Annotated in this window: 17 protein-coding genes and 1 pseudogene; 16 read left to right on the forward strand and 2 right to left on the reverse strand. The window is 64.2% G+C overall.

Annotated elements, in window-relative coordinates; translation table 11 throughout:
• Positions 1–149 precede the first annotated feature (149 nt).
• Positions 150–1,361: an MFS transporter gene (locus KHC24_RS22840; protein ID WP_373878555.1), complete on the reverse strand. Its 1,212-nt coding sequence runs from the start codon at positions 1,359–1,361 to the stop codon at positions 150–152.
• A gap of 367 nt (positions 1,362–1,728) precedes the next feature.
• Here KHC24_RS22840 and KHC24_RS22845 point away from each other — a divergent pair, with 367 nt between their 5' ends.
• The 3 genes from KHC24_RS22845 to KHC24_RS22855 all read left to right on the forward strand — a co-directional run bounded on the left by KHC24_RS22845 (position 1,729) and on the right by KHC24_RS22855 (position 4,372).
• Positions 1,729–1,881: a hypothetical protein gene (locus tag KHC24_RS22845; RefSeq protein WP_373878556.1), complete on the forward strand. Its 153-nt coding sequence runs from the start codon at positions 1,729–1,731 to the stop codon at positions 1,879–1,881.
• 456 nt (positions 1,882–2,337) lie between these two features.
• Positions 2,338–3,660, forward strand: a complete 1,323-nt coding sequence (locus KHC24_RS22850; RefSeq protein ID WP_213366299.1) for an NAD(P)/FAD-dependent oxidoreductase — start codon at positions 2,338–2,340, stop codon at positions 3,658–3,660.
• 10 nt (positions 3,661–3,670) lie between these two features.
• Positions 3,671–4,372 (forward strand): SDR family NAD(P)-dependent oxidoreductase, encoded by a 702-nt coding sequence (locus KHC24_RS22855; protein WP_213366302.1) that lies wholly within the window; start codon positions 3,671–3,673, stop codon positions 4,370–4,372.
• 9 nt (positions 4,373–4,381) lie between these two features.
• Here KHC24_RS22855 and KHC24_RS22860 read toward each other — a convergent pair whose 3' ends face one another.
• Positions 4,382–5,146, reverse strand: a complete 765-nt coding sequence (locus KHC24_RS22860; RefSeq protein ID WP_213366305.1) for an IclR family transcriptional regulator — start codon at positions 5,144–5,146, stop codon at positions 4,382–4,384.
• A 197-nt stretch (positions 5,147–5,343) separates the two neighbouring features.
• On the opposite strand from KHC24_RS22860, the gene KHC24_RS22865 reads away from it, so the two are divergent.
• The 13 genes and pseudogenes from KHC24_RS22865 to KHC24_RS22925 all read left to right on the forward strand — a co-directional run bounded on the left by KHC24_RS22865 (position 5,344) and on the right by KHC24_RS22925 (position 16,634).
• The gene (locus KHC24_RS22865; RefSeq protein ID WP_213366308.1) at positions 5,344–6,168 is read left to right on the forward strand and encodes a transporter substrate-binding domain-containing protein; all 825 of its coding nucleotides are present in this window, start codon (positions 5,344–5,346) and stop codon (positions 6,166–6,168) included.
• A 24-nt stretch (positions 6,169–6,192) separates the two neighbouring features.
• Positions 6,193–6,909, forward strand: a complete 717-nt coding sequence (locus KHC24_RS22870) for an amino acid ABC transporter permease (protein WP_213366311.1) — start codon at positions 6,193–6,195, stop codon at positions 6,907–6,909.
• A 1-nt stretch (position 6,910) separates the two neighbouring features.
• The gene (locus KHC24_RS22875; protein WP_213366313.1) at positions 6,911–7,723 is read left to right on the forward strand and encodes an amino acid ABC transporter permease; all 813 of its coding nucleotides are present in this window, start codon (positions 6,911–6,913) and stop codon (positions 7,721–7,723) included.
• Complete coding sequence (locus KHC24_RS22880; protein ID WP_246547532.1) at positions 7,720–8,466, forward strand: amino acid ABC transporter ATP-binding protein; 747 nt, start codon at positions 7,720–7,722, stop codon at positions 8,464–8,466. Before KHC24_RS22875 ends, KHC24_RS22880 begins: the two co-directional genes overlap by 4 nt.
• Before the next feature lie 32 nt (positions 8,467–8,498).
• Positions 8,499–9,806, forward strand: a complete 1,308-nt coding sequence (locus KHC24_RS22885; protein WP_213366316.1) for an NAD(P)/FAD-dependent oxidoreductase — start codon at positions 8,499–8,501, stop codon at positions 9,804–9,806.
• Between the two features lie 432 nt (positions 9,807–10,238).
• On the forward strand, positions 10,239–10,523 hold the full coding sequence (locus KHC24_RS22890) for a DUF1330 domain-containing protein (protein WP_213366319.1): 285 nt from the start codon (positions 10,239–10,241) through the stop codon (positions 10,521–10,523).
• A gap of 100 nt (positions 10,524–10,623) precedes the next feature.
• Entirely contained in the window at positions 10,624–10,926 is a 303-nt protein-coding gene (locus tag KHC24_RS22895) for a putative quinol monooxygenase (protein ID WP_213366322.1), read from the forward strand.
• Positions 10,927–10,947: 21 nt separating this feature from the next.
• Positions 10,948–11,785 (forward strand): annotated as a pseudogene (locus KHC24_RS22900) (oxidoreductase).
• A gap of 74 nt (positions 11,786–11,859) precedes the next feature.
• Entirely contained in the window at positions 11,860–12,630 is a 771-nt protein-coding gene (budC, locus tag KHC24_RS22905) for a meso-2,3-butanediol dehydrogenase (protein ID WP_213366325.1), read from the forward strand.
• A 161-nt stretch (positions 12,631–12,791) separates the two neighbouring features.
• Positions 12,792–13,709: a LysR family transcriptional regulator gene (locus tag KHC24_RS22910; RefSeq protein ID WP_213366328.1), complete on the forward strand. Its 918-nt coding sequence runs from the start codon at positions 12,792–12,794 to the stop codon at positions 13,707–13,709.
• Between the two features lie 58 nt (positions 13,710–13,767).
• Entirely contained in the window at positions 13,768–14,514 is a 747-nt protein-coding gene (locus tag KHC24_RS25265) for an Atu4866 domain-containing protein (protein ID WP_246547534.1), read from the forward strand.
• 188 nt (positions 14,515–14,702) lie between these two features.
• Positions 14,703–15,077, forward strand: a complete 375-nt coding sequence (locus KHC24_RS22920; RefSeq protein ID WP_213366331.1) for a putative quinol monooxygenase — start codon at positions 14,703–14,705, stop codon at positions 15,075–15,077.
• Positions 15,078–15,092: 15 nt separating this feature from the next.
• Positions 15,093–16,634, forward strand: a complete 1,542-nt coding sequence (locus KHC24_RS22925; RefSeq protein WP_213366334.1) for a cation:proton antiporter — start codon at positions 15,093–15,095, stop codon at positions 16,632–16,634.
• The last annotated feature ends 189 nt before the right edge of the window (positions 16,635–16,823 follow it).

The following is a 16,823-nucleotide window of genomic DNA, read 5'->3' on the forward strand; positions in this document are numbered from 1 at the left end:
GCGTTTTCGGGGTCGGGTTAAGGGGGCGATCACGACCGATCTGAAGTTCCGGCCCGCAACCGCGCTCTGGACCTGACGAAGAAAAACCCGCCGGATCAGCGATCCGGCGGGTTTTCGTTCGGCTCATGAGCGGGTCAAAAGGCACGCCGTCAGGACGCAACGAGAGCGGCCCGCCGGGCCGTCTTCGCGGCGAGCCAGGCGGCCATCACCAGCAGCACGGCGGCGGCCCCGAATGTCGCCTGATAGCCGCGGGCATCGAACAGCACGCCGCCGACCGTCGCGCCGATGGTGATGGCGAGCTGGACCACCGCGACCATCAGCCCGCCGCCGGCTTCCGCGTCTCGCGGCATGGTGCGCGACAGCCAGGTCCACCAGCCGACCGGCGCCGAGGTCGCGAGCAGGCCCCACACGCCCAGCAGGGCGGCAGTCACCAGCAGTGACGCGCCGAAGCCGATCAGCGCCGCCGCGATCACCGCCATGATGGCAGGGATGAAGATAAGGGTGCGGTAAAGGGCGATCCTCACGAAGCGTTCGATCAGCAGGGTGCCGATGAAGCCGGTCACACCAATCAGTAGAAGGATGAGCGACAGCGCGGACAGATCGACCCGCGTCACCGTCTCAAGAAAGGGGCGCAGATAGGTGAACAGCGCGAACTGGCCCATGAAGAACACGCTGACGGCCGCCATGCCCAAGCACACCACCGGCCGACGAAGCAGGTAGAACACATGAGCGGAGGTGGCGCGCCCCTCGGTCTTCATCGAGGGCAGGCTGATGAGCTGCCAGACGAAGACCACCACGGCGACCGGGACAACGCAGAAAAAGGCGCCGCGCCAGCCAATGATCCCGCCAAGAAAGCTGCCCAGCGGGGCGGCGACCACGGTAGCCAGGGCATTTCCGCCATTGAGAATGGCGAGCGCCCTCGGCACCTGTTGTTCCGGCACCAGCCGCATCGCGGTCGCTGCCGATAGGGACCAGAAGCCGCCGATGACGATGCCGATCAGCGCACGCCCGATCATGAACACCGTATAGCTCGGCGCCGTCGCCGCGATCGCGCCGGAGGCGATCATCAGGCCGGTCAGCGCGAGCAGCAGGATCTTGCGATCGAGGCGGCCGGCGACGGCGGTGATGAACAGGCTCGTGAGCACCGCGAACGCGCCGGAGACGGCGATGGCCTGCCCGGCCTGCCCTTCGGTGACGCGGAGTTCGGTAGCGATAGGGGTGAGCAGGCTCACAGGCATGAACTCGGATGCGATGAGCGTGAAGACGCAGAGCGAGAGCGCGAAGACCGCGCTCCAGTTCGCGGCAGGGGAGGCGGTGGTCTCCGCCATGCCCTCGACGACGGGCATATCGTGAGTCAGCATAATGATTCCAATGAAAGGGCGCGCGCGCCGGTCGCCACGCAGCGACGCCGGCACCGTCCGGGACGACTCCCGCCGAGCTGTCGCCCGTCCCGCGCGGCGGGAGACGTGCGGCGGTGCAAGGTGGATCGAGGTTAGAGGGCGGCTTTCCCTGCGACTACCGGCCGGAGTGCGCATGGCGTGATGAGGGAGCCTCATCAATCGGGGGCGGCGCCCCCGAGCCTCGCATACGCGACTTCCATTGATGAGCGCCCGTCATGAGAGCTAGCGCGCGGCGGCTCTACCCCTGCCGGGTTGCCCGTCCTAGTTCAGGCGTGGATATTCCGGCGCCGCGCGTCAGCGGTGCGGCGGCCACGCACAGGAGAAGCCCATGAAGACCATTGGCTGCGCGGCGCGCTCGAAGACGACCCCGCTCAGTCCCTATGATTTCGAGCGGCGTGAGCTGCGGCCGAACGATGTCGCGATGGAGGTGCTCTATTGCGGCGTCTGCCATTCGGACCTGCATCAGGTACACCGGCGTTGATAAAAATGAGAACTACGTTTCCGCTGCAGCGCTCTAAACCGCGCTTGGCGGAGGCTATTGGTCCGCGCCTTTCCGGTCCGGCTCTTCTTCAAGATGTGTAAAATGGTGAGCGGCATGCCCTACTGATGATGGCCTTCGGCAGATCGTAGCCAGCCGTATATGAGCCCGCCCTTGGCATGCAGATTGGCCTGCTCGGCAGCGTACGAGGCGCTACGCCGCGTGAACACCGCGCGGCCCCAGGTGAAGCTCGGCACCTCTCGCTTGGCGGATTTGGTGCGCTCCAGTCAGCATCTCTCCATCTTGCCTCACACGGCACATAAACCAGCAACTTATCAATATGTGAGAATATCAGCATATGAAATTCTCATTGTGAAATAATATTGACGTCTCGGCCGGCGACGTGATCGGCTACCGACATCCCTGCGGATTTCGGAGCCTGCCTCGGCAGGGAAGACGATGAGCAAGTTCTCCCCCTTCGCCACCACCCTCTGGTACGCCACGGCCGCGCCGGCACTGCAGACGGCGCCGTTCGAAGGCCGAGTCAGCGCCGATGTCTGCGTCGTCGGGGCCGGGTTCACCGGGCTGACGACTGCACTCGAGCTCGCCCGGCAGGGGGTGAAAGTGGTGCTGCTGGAAGCCGAAGAAGCCGGCTTTGGCGGATCCGGTCGCAATGCCGGCCATTGCACGCCGACCTTCAGCTATTACAGCCTACCGGCACTGCGGAAGATCCTCGGCGAGCCGTGGGCCGAGCGGCTGATCCACCGCCAGACACGGGCGAACGACCGCGTGGCGGCGATGATCCGCGACTATCAGATCGACTGCGAATGGCGGCAGAACGGCTACGTCATGGGCGCCCTGCGTCCTGGAGCGGTCGAGGTGCTTAAGGGAAAGGTCGACCAATACAACAGCGTCGGTGCCCGCACCCGGCTGCTGGGCCGTGACGAGGTGGAAGCGCTCACCGGCAGCCCGCGCTTCCATGGCGGCTGGTTTCATGAGGAAGCCGGCCACATGAACCCGCTCGGCTATGCCCGCGGCCTCGCGCGGGCGGTGATCCAGGAGGGCGGTACGCTCTACACCGGCTCGCCGGCCGAGGACATCGAGCCCGAAGGCCTGCGCTGGAAGGTCAAGACGCCGCGCGGCGAAGTGGTCGCCGACAAGGTGATCTTCGCCACCGGTGCCTACACAATGAAGGCGTGGCCCAAGCTCGACCGCAGCTTCAAGATCCTCAAGGTGTTCGTCTGCGCTACCCAGCCGCTCAGCCCGGAATTGCGCAAGTCGGTCCTGCCGCAGGATACCACCATGCATGACGGGCGCGGCGACATTTATGTCTACAAGTACAATGCCGAAGGCCGCATCGTCGCCTCCATGTTCCCGATGGGCGCACGCGGAGCCGACATGGCCTATACCCACCAGGTAATGGCCGACCGGTTGAAATGGCTGCATCCGCAGATCAAGGAACCGATCCGTTGGGAGTATTTTTGGTACGGCGAGCTCGACATGCAGGTTCGCACCGTGCCGCGGCTCTACGGCCTTGCGCCCGGCGTGGTGGCGCTGACGGGCCTGTCAGGCCGCGGCGTGCCTACCGGCTCCATGCTGGGCGGCATCCTCTCCGAATGGGCGATGGGCGTGCCGGAGAAGGACCTGTCTCTGCGTATCGAGCCACTGAAGGCCGCCCCGTTCTACATGGACTACGCGCCGAAGCTGCGGCTGCGCTATTTCCGCTACGCCGACACGCGCGCGGCCCGGCGCGAGGGCGCCGAGCTGCCGCCACACGCCTGAGAGGATCATCATGGCTACACGCACCGTTCTCATCTCTGGCGGCGGACGCGGCATCGGCGCGGCGACCGGCCGCGTGATGATGCAGGCTGGCTGGAACGTCTCGCTCGGCATGCGCACCCCCGCGCTGTCCGACTGGGCGGTGGAGGGACCCGGACAGGTGCAGGCCTGCGCCTATGAGGCGACCGATCCCGCCGCCGCCGAGCGCTGGGCGAGCGAGGCGAGAGACCGCTTTGGACGCATCGACGCGGTGGTGGCCAATGCCGGCGTCATGATCCGCAAGGATGTGATCACCGCGGAGGACGAGGAACTTGCCCGGCTGATGGAGGTGCATGTCGCCGCGCCACGACGACTCGCCAAGGCGGCCTGGGACGACCTCTCGGCCAGCGGGCGCGGACGGGTGATCATCGTCTCCTCGCTCTCCGGCAAGCGGGTGAAATCGGCGGTGTCCAGCCTCTACTCGGTGTCGAAATTCGCCGCCACCGGCCTCGCCCATGCGATCCGCCACACCGGCTTTGAACTCGGCATCCGCGCGACCGCCGTGTGCCCCGGCTTCGTCGCCACCGACATGGGGTTGCCGCTGACCACGCGCACGGCCGACGAACTGACCGACCCGGTCGACATCGGCCGCGCGATCCGCTTCCTGATCGAACTGCCGAACACGTCAAGCGTCGCCGAATTCGCGGTCAACTGGACGCTGGAAGAGTCGTTCTGATCCCGGCATTCAGTTTCGGCTCTCGATCAGGTCGATCTCGGCGCGCAGCAGGGCGGCGTAGTTGTCGACGAAGTCCGGCACGATCTTGGCGCACAGGAAGGTGAAGCCGAGCGAGGCGACGGGCACGCCGACCTCGTCGTGGATCGGCATGGCGACGCCAGCTATGCCGGGGATCAATTCGCCGATGTCCACGGCGTAGCCGCGCCCGCGCGTCTCCTCGATCAGCCGCGAGACCTTGTCGGTGGTGAGGTCGCGGAAGGAGGCGAAGCGCGCCTCGTTGGCGCGCAGGATGAATTCCTGCTCCTCGCGCTCGAGGAAGGCCAGCATGGCGATGCTGCCCGGCCCGGCACCGAGCGGCACCGAACCGCCGATCGAACCGGTAAGCGTCTGCACCACGCACTCCCCGTCGCGGCGGTCGAGGCAGAGGGAATCGTGGTTGTGGCGCGCCATCAGATGGGTGGTTTCGCCGGTCTTCTTGCGCAGCCGCGACAGGCTCATCTCGCAGCGGCTGATGAGCCCGGGCCCACGCGCCGCGCGCGCGCCATAGATGAACATCTTGGCCCCGAGCCGGTAGCGTCTGCGCTTGTCGTCACGGGCCAGCAGCCGATGCCCGACCAGCGTGTTGAGAATGCGGTGGCAGGTCGCGGTGTTGAGGCCCGAACGCTCCACCAGTTCCTTGAGCGTGGCTCCTTCCGAATTGCCGTCGGCGATGAGGTCGAGAAGGAGCGCCGCGCGATCCAGAAGCTGCGACCCGCCTGCCGTGGAAGTCGCCATCTATCAATTCCACATAGTGACAAAACATTTGCCATGAGCTTGTAATATGAGAAGTTCTGGCAATCAATGTATAAAAAACAAGCAGACGAGGGTTCGGTCAAATTTTAGTCAGACTGGTGGGCGCGGCGGGCTTCCCGTCGGCCGTGATCCCCCGCACCACGCAACGTAAGGTCCAACCAGAACCAGAGGGACGCAACGTGAGAACTTCCATCCTGACCATCGCCACCTCGATCGTCGTGGCATTGGGTATCACTGCGGCGGGGGCCGACACCCTTGCCGACGTCAAGGCCAAGGGCACGCTCACCATCGGCGTGAAGAACGACTACCCGCCCTACGGGTTCCTGAACAACAAGGGCGAGATCGTCGGCTTCGAGGTCGATCTTGGCAAATACGTCGCCAGGGAACTGCTCGGCCCCGAGGGCAAGGCCGAACTGGTCCCCGTGGTCGCCGCCAACCGCATCGAGTTCCTGAATTCCGGGCGCATTGACATCATCCTGGCGACCCTCGGTGTCACCGCCGAGCGGGGCAAGGTGATCGACTTCTCCGAGTACTATGTCTCCGCCCCCGGCCCATCCGTCATCGCCCCCAAGGCAGCGACCTTCTCCAAATGGGAAGAACTGAAGGGGCTGACGCTCTGCGGCATTCAGGGCTCCTACTACAACAAGCACCTGACCGAGGACCTCGGCGTTCAGCTCACCGCGTTCAAGACGCAGCCGGAAGCCTACCGCGCGCTCAAGGACAATCGCTGCGTCGGCTTCGTCTTCGACGACATGACGCTGCGCAAGAAGACCGAAGAAGCCGAATGGGCCGACTACAAGATCGCGGTCGACCCCTATGAGTACATCCCGCAGGCGGCCGGCATCCGCAAGGACGATACCGCCTTCCGCGACGCGGTGAACAAGGCGATCACCAAGGCGGAGGCCGAAGGCAAGCTGATCGAGTGGGAAACCACCTATGGCATGCCGCACTCCAATTACATCGCCGAGCGCGCCAAGGCCGCAGCCGCGAAACTGAAGCCCTGACCCCCCGTTCCGCGGAGCAACCACTTGTTCGGTCTCGATTATTCCTGGCTGAGCGATCCGGTCTATCAAGGCTGGCTGCTCCGCGGAACGCTCAACACCATCGGACTGGCGCTCGCCTCCTCGGCGGTCGCCGTCCTCATCGGCACCTTCGGGGCGCTGGCCCTCAGCCTTCGGATCGCCTGGCTCGATGCGCTGATCGAGCTGTTCGTCGAGCTGTTCCGCAATACACCGCCATTGCTGCAGATGCTGTTCTTCTACTTCACACTCAGCACCATCGGACTGCGCGTGACCGATCCCGTAACCGGCCTGAGCGTGCCGCTGCTCTCGGCCTTCGACTGCGCGCTGGTGTCGTTGAGCTTCTTCGGGGGCGCGCTGTGTATCGAGGCCTTTCGCTCGGGACTGGAGAGCCTGCCGCGCTCGGTCAATGAGGCGGCGCGCTCGCTCGGCTACAGCCGCTGGGGTCGGTTCCGGCGCATCGAGGTGCCGATCGCCAGCCGCATCTGCCTCCCGGCTCTGACCAACATTCTCACCAACCTGTTCAAGACCACCTCGCAAGCCTCGGTCATTACCGTGCCGGAGCTGATGTATTATGCGGGTCAGATCTACAACGACACGTTCCGCACCGCCGAGGTCATGCTGCTGGTGCTGCTGATCTACGTGTCGCTGGTGAGCGTCCTGTCCTGGGGCATGTCGCGCATCGAACGCGCGCTCGCCTTCCCCGGTTACGGCAAGGGGCACTGAGATGCAGTGGCCCCTCACCTATCACGAGAAGAAGCGCGTTGTTCAGCTTGCCATCGTGCTCGCGCTCGCCGGATGGATTGCGGCGGATGCCCTCTTGGGAGGCGCGGCCTACTGGCAGCGCGTGTGGCTGCGCCTGCCGCTGCTGCTGACCGGCAGCGGCTCCGGCTGGCCGCTCACCGGCGGCTTCGCGCTCAACATCTTCCTCGGCCTCGGCTCCATGGCGCTGGCCGCGATCATGGGCACGCTGCTGGCCTTCGGCATGATGGCGAAGAGCCGGCTCGTCCGCCTACCCTGCTTCTTCGTCATGAACTTCCTGCGCAACTCGCCCTGGCTCGTGCTGCTGTTCGCGATGCTCTACATCATCCCGTTCAACGTGCGGCTGTTCGGCGTGAGCATTGCCGTGCCCGCCTTCGTGAAGGCGGTGATCGGCCTCTCCCTGCCGACCGCGGCGAACTTCGCCGAGATCATCCGCGGCGCGGTGCAGTCGATCCATTCCGGCCAGTGGGAGGCGGCGCGCGCGCTCGGCTACATGCCGATGGCGATTTACAGCCGCATCATCCTGCCGCAAGCGCTGCGCCGCATGATTCCCGGCTGGATGAACCTCTACGCGTTGCTGATGATCGCCACGTCGCTCGCGACGGTGACAGGTATTCAGGATGTTCTCACGACGCTGAACACCCTTCTCTCCATGGAGAACGAGCGGGTCATCGTCTATTTTTACATCACCACTCTGTTCCTGTTCTTCGCCTATTGCTACCCGATCGCGCTTCTGGCACGGCGGATGGAGCAGTCGGTCAAGGGAGACACCCTATGAACCGCACCAATGCGCTGATCGAACTCGACGCGGTGACGAAGAGCTTCGCTTCCTTCGAGGTACTGAAAGGCATCTCGCTCTCCGTGAAGGATGGCGAGGCGGTGTGCATCATCGGGCCCTCGGGATCGGGCAAGTCGACCATCCTGCGCTGCATCAACGGGCTGATCCCGATCGATGGGGGCCGCATCCGGGTCGGCGAGATCGAGGTCCACAAGCTGCGAAGCGAGAAGGAGATGCGCCCGCTGCGCCACCGCGTGGCGATGGTGTTCCAGCAATACAACCTGTTCCCGCACCGTACGGCATTGCAGAACATCATGATGGCGCCGGTGCAGGTGCTCGGCCACGACCGGAGGGAGGTCGAGGAGCGTGCCCATCGCCTGCTCGCCAAGGTGCGGCTGTCCAACAAGGCGGATGCCTATCCCGGGCAGCTTTCCGGCGGCCAGCAGCAGCGCGTCGCCATTGCCCGCGCGTTGGCCATGGAGCCGCAGGTCATTCTGTTCGACGAGGTGACGGCAGCACTCGACCCCGAGACGGTGAAGGAGGTCCTCACCGCCATCCGCGAACTGGTCGATGAGGGGCTGACCTGCATCCTGGTCACGCACGAGATGAAGTTCGCGCGCGAGGTCGCCGAGCGGGTCTGCTTCACCGATCACGGTCGCATCGTCGAGAGCGGTCCCCCGGCACAGATCTTCGACGCGCCGCAGGACCCGCGCACGCGCGAATTCCTCGGGCAGGTGCTCTAGGCGCCTCCCGTCCAGTCAGCAGAGGCAGTGCCATGTCGGCAGCAGACATTTTCGCGGAAGGCTTCAAGGCCGACCCCTATTGGTGGGAGGCCGCCGAGCCGGAGACCGACCTCGATCCGCTTCCCGCCCGCGCGGATGCCGTGGTCATCGGCTCGGGATATGCCGGGCTCAACGCGGCCACCGAACTCGCCCGCGCCGGGCTCGATGTCGTGGTCATCGACGGCGGGCGGATCGGCGAAGGCGGTTCGACCCGCTCGGGCGGCATGGTGTCGAGCGGCCAGAAACTGGTGGTAGGCGGTGCCATCAAGGGCATCGACCCAGAACTGTTCGACCGCATGATCGGCGACAGCATCGCCTCTTTCGATTATCTGCAGACGCTCATCAATGAAGAGGGGCTGGACGCCGACCTGAAGATCACCGGCCGGTTCTTCGGTGCCCATGCGCCATCCATGGTCGAGCCGACCCACCGCAACGGCCGCATCCTCGCCGAGAAGACCGGCGTGACCGTGCATCTCTACGATCGCGGCAACCAGCGGCAGGTGATCGGCTCGGACTATTATTTCGGCGGCATGGTGGTCGACGAATATGGCGGGCTGCATCCCGGGAAATACCATCAGGCTCTGCGCCGACGCGCCCGGATGGCCGGTGTGAAGCTGCGCTCGCATGCCAAGGCCGGCCCGGTGCGCGACACCGATGGCGAGCTGAAGCTCGTCCCGACCGAGCGCGGGGACATCATCGCCGAGCATGTGGTGAGCACCACCAACGGCTATACACGCAAGGATGGCCATCCCGACCTCGCGCGGCGCATCGTGCCTGTGAAGAGCTACCAGATCGCCACCGAACCGTTGCCGTCCGATCTCATCGAAGCGCTGATTCCCAAGGGGCGGATGATCTCCGATACGCGGCGCGACGTGATCTATACGCGGCCTTCCCCGGACGGCAGCCGCATCCTGTTCGGCTCGCGCCCGGGTTTCTTCGAGCGCGAGGACCGCGACGCGGCGCCGGCGATCTATGAACGGATGACGGAAATCTGGCCGGAGCTGAAAGCCTACAAGATCACCCATGCCTGGAGCGGCTTCGTCGCCATGACGGTCGACAAGGTCGCCCATATGGGCCATCGGGACAATTCCGAGTTCGCCGCTGGCTGCAACGGCAACGGCGTCGCGCTGATGTCCTATCTCGGCTACCAGACCGCCCAGAAGATCCTCGGCCGCCAGAACCGCCCGACCGCCTTCGACCGCGAGCGCTTCACCGCCGTGCCACTCTATTCCGGCAATCCCTGGTTCGTGCCTTTCGTCGCGGCCTGGTACCGACTGCAGGACTGGTACGAGCGCCGCTGAGGTGACAGATCGAGGATCTCCCACGCCCTGCGGGCGAGATCCTCGACGTTGGAGCAGGGCGCAAAATGTCGATCGTCGCTTCGACGGTCCCCAGCTGTTACGGGATGCCCTTAGCGTGGCCTAGAGAAGTTTTGGCGCGCCGACGTGGATGAAAGTGAGAACTACGTATTCGCTGGAACTCTCTAGCCCGCGCTTGAGGAGTTCATGCGGAGGCACGATGTGGCCGCGCAACGCTGCAGAATGATTTTCTAAGATACGGATGCTCCGGGCCAACTTGACTGGCAACCTACGCCAGGGTTTGAGGGAGCGCAAAAGAGCAAAGTCGCGACAGCTTCCGCAAGTTCAAGGAAGCGATGCCCCCTCAGGCCGATCTAGGGTTTCTGCCTGTCAATTTGGCGTTCCGACCGTGAACGCCGTGAGAGGGAGATACTCATGTCAGCCTATCTCGTTGTCGATCTCGACATCCGTGATCCAGACGCCATCGCGGATTATCGCTCCAAGGCCTTGCCGCTCGTCGAGCGCCTCGGCGGCCACCTCATAGCCCTCGACGAGACCCCGCTTGACCTTGAGGGCTGGCCAGCCACCAACATGCTGATCCTTCAGTTTCCCGACATGGATGCCATCCGCCGACTTTTTTCCTCGCCGGAATACGCGCCGCTCGCGCGTCAACGCCGCACGGCGGCGGGCTCTCGGATCGTCGCGCTCCACGGGGTGTAACGCGGCAAAAAGCAGGATCCAAACGCAAGTCACAAAGCGATGCCGAAGGTGCCGCCTGCTCTCACGATGCGGGTGGTTATGCCCAGGACAGGAGACAAAGATGGCAGAACTCACCAATGCCGCCTTTTTCAACGCCCGGTCCGGCCGATCGGACGAGCTTGGCTCCGAGTTGCTCAAGCTCGTCTCGCCGTCGCGGCAGGAGAAAGGTTGCCTTCGCTACGAAATCCACCAGTCCAAGGACGATCCGCATGCCTGGATGGTTCTGGAGGACTGGCGGCAACCCTCCGACTTCGATCTGCACATGGCTTCCGACTATGTGCGGGCATTCATGGCAAAGGTCCCGGAGCTTTGCGTCGGAAAAGTGGAGATCTGTGCCTACCGGCAAGTTTCTCCGCAATATTGATCGGCCCAAAGGAGCAATCATATGAGCAAGCAAACATCCAAAGTGTGGCTGGTGACGGGATGCTCGACGGGATTTGGTCGATACATCGTCGAACATCTGCTCGCAAGCGGCGACAATGTCGTGGTCACCGCCCGCAATATCTCCAAGATCGCCGATCTGAAGCACAAGGGTGAGCCCTTATCCTTCCCCTCGACGTTACGGATCGTGCGCAGTGCCTCGACGCTGTTGCAGCCTCGGAGGCGCATTTCGGGCGGATCGATGTTCTCGTCAACAATGCCGGCATCGGCTTCTTCGGCGCTGTGGAGGAGACCGACGAGGCCAACACACGGCGCCTGTTCGAGGTGAACTTCTACGGCACGGCCAACATGATCCATGCGGCTTTACCGGGGATGCGGGGGCGTCGCGGCGGCACCATCGTCAACCTGTCTTCGATTGGTGGCCTGATCGGGTTTACAGGCGTTGGCTATTACTGCGCCAGCAAGTTTGCCGTCGAAGGGTTGTCCGACACTCTGCGCCGCGAGGTCCAACCGCTCGGCATCCGTGTCATGGCCGTCGAGCCGAGCGGCTTCCGCACCGAATGGGCGGGCTCTTCGAGTGAGGCGGCGACTGTCATAAGCGATTACGACCGCACCGCTGGTGAAGCCCGCCGGGCCTATCATGCCTCCGTGGGACGGCAGGCTGGCGATCCCGCCCGTGCCGCCCAGGCGATCCGCGACGCCGTGCTGGCCACCGAGCCGCCGCATAACCTATTGCTCGGCAATGAGGCGGTGGAGCTCACGCTGGAAAAGATCAACGCCTTCGGGCCAATGTGACCGCCTGGGAGACACTCTCCCGCTCGGCCGACTTCCCGGCCACCTGACACTACAACACTCATAACGTTGAAACCTGCCCAGCGGCGCCGTCGCGCCGCCGGGCGTGACGAAGGAGTCTGTCATGCCTCAGCGTTTTGAACGAAAGGTAGCACTTGTCACTGGCGGTGGCTCCGGAATTGGAGCCGCAATCGCTCATCGCCTCGCCGCGGAAGGTGCGGCTGTCATGATCTCAGGCCGCACGGAAAAGCGGCTAACAGAAACCGCGTCGGACATGCCCGCGACGCGCACCGCCACCTTTGTCGCCAACGTTGCCAGTCGGCGGGAGTGCGATGCGCTGGTAGCCGCGACCGTTGCACGGTTCGGCCGCCTGGATACGCTGGTAAACGCCGCCGGCATGAATCTCGTCGGCACGATCGAGGGGACCTCGGATGAGCAATGGGATGACTGCCTGAGTTCCGATCTTTCCGGCGTGTTCTATATGAGCCGAGCGGCTGTACCGCATCTCATCGCGAGCAAGGGTTCCATTGTAAACATCGGCTCCGTTTCGTCCTTAGGCGGAGGGTGGAACCACGCGGCCTACAATGCTGCCAAGGGCGGGGTAGCGAACCTCACCCGCTCGATCGCGTGCGACCTCGGTAAGTTCGGTGTACGCGCCAACACAGTGGCTCCTGGCCTAACTGTGACCGAGATGGTGGACGCCATCATGGAAGACGAGGCGTTGCTGGAGAAGGCGTGGGAGCGCGTTCCCCTGCGTCGGGCGGGACAACCCGAAGAGATCGCCGCAACCGTGGCCTTTTTGGCAAGCGAAGAGGCCACCTGGATCACGGGGATCGTCCTGCCCGTCGATGGAGGACAGACCTGCACAGATGGCGGCCCGGAATGGGGCAAGTGATCTGCTGGCGGAAGTGCCCTGCGGATAAAAGCCCGGCACTTTACCTCCGGCCCGGATGCTCGCGCAACCTGCCCTACGCGGCAAGCTTAAGAATGGACACCGATCATGACTGATTATCCGATAGCTGCTACGTAGTTTGACCGCAGCTTTCGGAGATGGGGATGACGCCGACGGTCCAGGGAAGCGAGTTCGCGCAGCTTCGAACCTTCGTGACGGTCGCGGAACTGCTGAGCTTCAGCCGCGCCGCCGAGCGCCTAGGGGTCACGCCTTCGTCGCTCAGCCAGACCATCCGCAACCTCGAGGAACGATTGGGTATCCGCCTGCTCAATCGCACCACGCGCAGCGTGGCCCTCACCCCCGCCGGAGAGACCCTGCTGCTTCGCCTGCGCCCCGCCATGGACGAGATCAATGCAGCCCTCGCCAGTGCGACGCGTTTCCGGGACACGCCGGCCGGTACGGTGCGCGTGCACGCCGCCCGCCTCGCGGCACAAGCATTCGTCCTACCGATGCTGGGCGCGTTCAGCCGGTCCTATCCCGAGATCACGGTCGATGTGACCGTCGATGATGCCGTCGTCGATATCGTGTCGGGAGGATGGGACGTGGCCATCCGCCCCGGCGAAGTGGTCGAACGGGACATGATCGCGGTCGAGATCGGTGGTCCGCTGGTACAGTATCCCGTGGCGACCCCAGACTACATCGCCCGGCGCGGGACGCCCAAGGCGCCCGAACAGTTACTCGATCACAATTGCATTCTCTGGAGGTGGGCGGGGCAGAGCCTCCCCTATGCTTGGGAGTTCTGCCGAAACGGCAATTGGTTTGAACTAGTGGTCAAGGGCACGATCATCGTGAGCGACCGGGCCATGATGCTCGCCGCCTGCCTGGATGGCGCCGGCATCGCCTTCGCCACCAACCGGGAGGCCGATGCTCTCATTGCCGAGGGCCGCCTGGTCAGGATGCTCGATCCATATTGCGAGCCCTATCCCGGTTATTTCCTCTGCTATCCCCGGCAGCGACAGATGGCGCCCGCATTGCGCGCCTTCATGGATGCTTTGCGCATGACGGCCCGTCAGGATCCATGAACACTCGATGCGCTGGCACGGATGCGCGCATGACGGAGCACGAAAGGGGGCATCGCTTATGACAATGGAAGGCCGGCCGAGACGCTGCAGTGAGCTCCTTGCAGCGCTTATCGCCAATGAAGTGGGAGGCCATCGCCCGATCCTGCTAGCGGGTGGCGCGGTCCTAACGCTCGATCCCCGTATCGGCGACTGGGAGCGGGCGGATGTCCTCATCTGCGACTCAGTGATCGTAGCCGTCGGCCCCGGCCTCTCCACAGGGCCGGATGACGACGACACGATCGTCATCGATTGCGAGGGTACACTGATCCTGCCCTCGCATGTGAACTTCGCAGATCCCGCCTCAGCGGCCACGCTGTTTCCGGCAGCGACGGCGGACATTGCCGTTATCCGCCTGGCCGTTTCGGCGCCAACACAGGTCGCGCAGCTATCGGTCTCAGTGGCAGCCGCGTGGCCGGCAACGGCTCCGGGCCGGCATCTCGACATGCTGATCGCCGCTGGCAGGATCCGGCGGTGGAACGGCAAGCCGATCGAGCATGCGGTCGAGGTGGTAACGCCTGTCGAGGGGAAGATCGACGATCATCCCTATCTCGGTACGTGGATCGATGAGGATGAATTCGTCCGCCAGGAATTGCTGCCAGGTGGCCGTTATGAAGAAGCGCGCGGAGACCGGCAGAGCGCCTATCGGGGCGCGTACTGGATACAGAGCGAGCGGATCGTCTATCGGGACGATCTCGGCTTCTGGGCGTTCGGAGAGTTCAAGAACGGGCAACTCCATCACGCGGGTTATCGCTTCAGTCGGCGTTGAGCGTCGCGCGATCGGCCGGCCACAGCCTGGGCACTGCGGGCGAGGCCGCGTGCGGCCTCATTATATCCCCTCGGCTAACAAAGAAGCGTAGATTTCCGTCGATTATCGATCCGACCTTCGCAAAGCATAATCCCTTCCATGAGCAAGCCTCCCCACAGCGGGTGGCGATGGAGAAATGGGAGCTTGTTATGGAAAGCCTGACCAACATCACGATCCTGCGCGCCCGCCCCGGACTGGAAGACGTGCTGGGCCATGAGCTCGAACGGCTTGTAGAGCCGTGCCGTGCCGCCCCCGGCTGCCTTGAGTACCACCTGCATCGGTCGCAGGACGAAGCGGGCGTGTGGTGCATCTACGAGACGTGGCGGTCCCGGCAAGATCTCAAGGAGAATCTGCGGCACGCCCGGATGCAGGGGTATCTCGGCCTGCTGCACCATCTCGCCGAACCCAAGTTCGAGCTCCTGACCTTCTCGGAACTGAATGCACCGGCGACGACCTCGAATGTCACCCGCCCCGTGCGCTGGAGAAGCCTTCCGCACTCCCCTCGCGCACTGCGTTCGGCATGATCGGGGGACAGTTAGATGGCCCTCTTTGAGAACATGCTGATCCTCGTCCTTGTCGCCGTCGGACTGCTGCATGTATCGCGGCGACTGAACATTCCTTATCCGACGATGCTGGCCCTGTCGGGAGTACTGGTTGCGACGCTGCCATGGACGCCGGTCATCGAAATCGATCCCCAACTCGCCCTGGCGCTGTTCATCGCGCCGGCGCTCTTCGATGCGGCTTATGACTTCTCGCCGAGGGCATTGAAAAGCAACTGGAAGCCTTTGCTCGCTCTGGCCGCCTTCGCCGTGGTGATCACGACGGCTGCAGTGGCATGGGTGAGCATGGCCTTGGCCGGCCTTCCCCTGGCGGCCGCAATTGCGCTGGGAGCGATCGTCGCTCCGCCGGACGCGGCCGCCGCGACCGCCGTGCTGGCGCGCTTCTCTCTGCCGCGCAGGACGATCGCCGTCCTCAAGGGCGAGAGCCTCTTCAACGACGCTCTCGCGCTGCTCATTCTCGGCGCCGCCATTTCTTTAAGCTCACAGGCGGAAGTCTCCAGAAACCAGCTTTCGATGATCCTGATCGCCGCTCCCGGAGGCATCGCGCTGGGGATCGGCTTCGCGCTCGTCTATGTCCGCATCGCCCCCAGTTTTGCCGGCACGCTGGGCAGCCGGCTGCTGGAATTCGTCGCCACCTTCGGCGTCTGGGTCATCGCGGAACGGCTGCACCTCTCCGCGATCCTGTGCATCGTGGCATTCGCCATGGGAGTGGCGCGTTACTTCCCCGAGCGCCAATCCGCTCGGGATCGTGTTCACTCCTATGCCGTCTGGGAAGCGGCGGTTTTCGTCCTGAATGTACTTGCCTTCCTGCTCATGGGCTTGCAGGCCCGCGCTATCCTCATGGGGCTGAACGCGGCCGAAGCCTGGCAGGCGCTGGCTTTCGCCGGCGTGGTGCTGGCAACCGTCGTACTTGTCCGCATCGCCTGGGTCTTGCTGTTCAATCGCGCCATGTACCGTGGAACGCACATGGCCGGCGGGCCGGACGCGCCGAGCTTCGCGCAGGCCTGCATCGTGTCGTGGTGTGGCATGAGGGGCGTCGTGACGTTGGCCGCCGCGCTTTATCTGCCGACCGACTTTCCCGGACGCGATCTCATCGTTCTCGGCTCGCTCGCCGTCGTGCTCGGCACGCTGATCGGCCAGGGACTTACGCTTGGCCCGCTCATCCGCTTCCTGGAGGTGCAGCCGGATACGTCCTTCGAGGCCGAAGTTGCGACGACCCGCGCCGTCCTGCTGGACGCAGCGCTTGACCACCTCTCCGGCGAGAACGGCGCCGCCGCCGTGCATCTGCGTGACATCTATCGCGCCAAGCGTGCCGCCGTCGCGCCGCACGATAGCCGGCGTTCCGCAGGAGAGGTCGATCAATTGCGCCGGTCGGTGCTGGATGAGATGCGGACCGCGCTGGCGGGCATCCGCCGGACGGGGGGAATCGAGGACGATGTCTTCCAGGCCGTTCAAGAGGAGCTCGATTGGGCTGAACTGGCGGCATCATCACCTGGCCAGCTTCAGCTCGAGGAAACCTGATCTCGGTCGCGCGTGGCTTGATTGTCCCGACATCCCCGATGCGCCCCGGTCCCAGTCGGGGTGCATCGTCGTTGGGGTCGATCATCCAATTATATCGCCTCAACTAACAAGCTATGTTGAAACGCGCCGGATTATAGGCAGCAAGGTTACAATCTAATCTCCCTTCCACAGTGGCGAGCCAATCAGGGC

This window comes from Ancylobacter defluvii (genome assembly GCF_018390605.1).
Classification (GTDB): domain Bacteria; phylum Pseudomonadota; class Alphaproteobacteria; order Rhizobiales; family Xanthobacteraceae; genus Ancylobacter; species Ancylobacter defluvii.

Bases quoted from the DNA above. Each gene is read 5' to 3' on its own strand.
- KHC24_RS22840 (WP_373878555.1), bottom strand. From the start codon at position 1,361: ATGCTGACTCACGATATGCCCGTCGTCGAGGGCATGGCGGAGACCACC.
- KHC24_RS22845 (WP_373878556.1), top strand. From the start codon at position 1,729: ATGAAGACCATTGGCTGCGCGGCGCGCTCGAAGACGACCCCGCTCAGT.
- KHC24_RS22850 (WP_213366299.1), top strand. From the start codon at position 2,338: ATGAGCAAGTTCTCCCCCTTCGCCACCACCCTCTGGTACGCCACGGCC.
- KHC24_RS22855 (WP_213366302.1), top strand. From the start codon at position 3,671: ATGGCTACACGCACCGTTCTCATCTCTGGCGGCGGACGCGGCATCGGC.
- KHC24_RS22860 (WP_213366305.1), bottom strand. From the start codon at position 5,146: ATGGCGACTTCCACGGCAGGCGGGTCGCAGCTTCTGGATCGCGCGGCG.
- KHC24_RS22875 (WP_213366313.1), top strand. From the start codon at position 6,911: ATGCAGTGGCCCCTCACCTATCACGAGAAGAAGCGCGTTGTTCAGCTT.
- KHC24_RS22880 (WP_246547532.1), top strand. From the start codon at position 7,720: ATGAACCGCACCAATGCGCTGATCGAACTCGACGCGGTGACGAAGAGC.
- KHC24_RS22885 (WP_213366316.1), top strand. From the start codon at position 8,499: ATGTCGGCAGCAGACATTTTCGCGGAAGGCTTCAAGGCCGACCCCTAT.
- KHC24_RS22890 (WP_213366319.1), top strand. From the start codon at position 10,239: ATGTCAGCCTATCTCGTTGTCGATCTCGACATCCGTGATCCAGACGCC.
- KHC24_RS22895 (WP_213366322.1), top strand. From the start codon at position 10,624: ATGGCAGAACTCACCAATGCCGCCTTTTTCAACGCCCGGTCCGGCCGA.
- budC (WP_213366325.1), top strand. From the start codon at position 11,860: ATGCCTCAGCGTTTTGAACGAAAGGTAGCACTTGTCACTGGCGGTGGC.
- KHC24_RS22910 (WP_213366328.1), top strand. From the start codon at position 12,792: ATGACGCCGACGGTCCAGGGAAGCGAGTTCGCGCAGCTTCGAACCTTC.
- KHC24_RS25265 (WP_246547534.1), top strand. From the start codon at position 13,768: ATGACAATGGAAGGCCGGCCGAGACGCTGCAGTGAGCTCCTTGCAGCG.
- KHC24_RS22920 (WP_213366331.1), top strand. From the start codon at position 14,703: ATGGAAAGCCTGACCAACATCACGATCCTGCGCGCCCGCCCCGGACTG.
- KHC24_RS22925 (WP_213366334.1), top strand. From the start codon at position 15,093: ATGGCCCTCTTTGAGAACATGCTGATCCTCGTCCTTGTCGCCGTCGGA.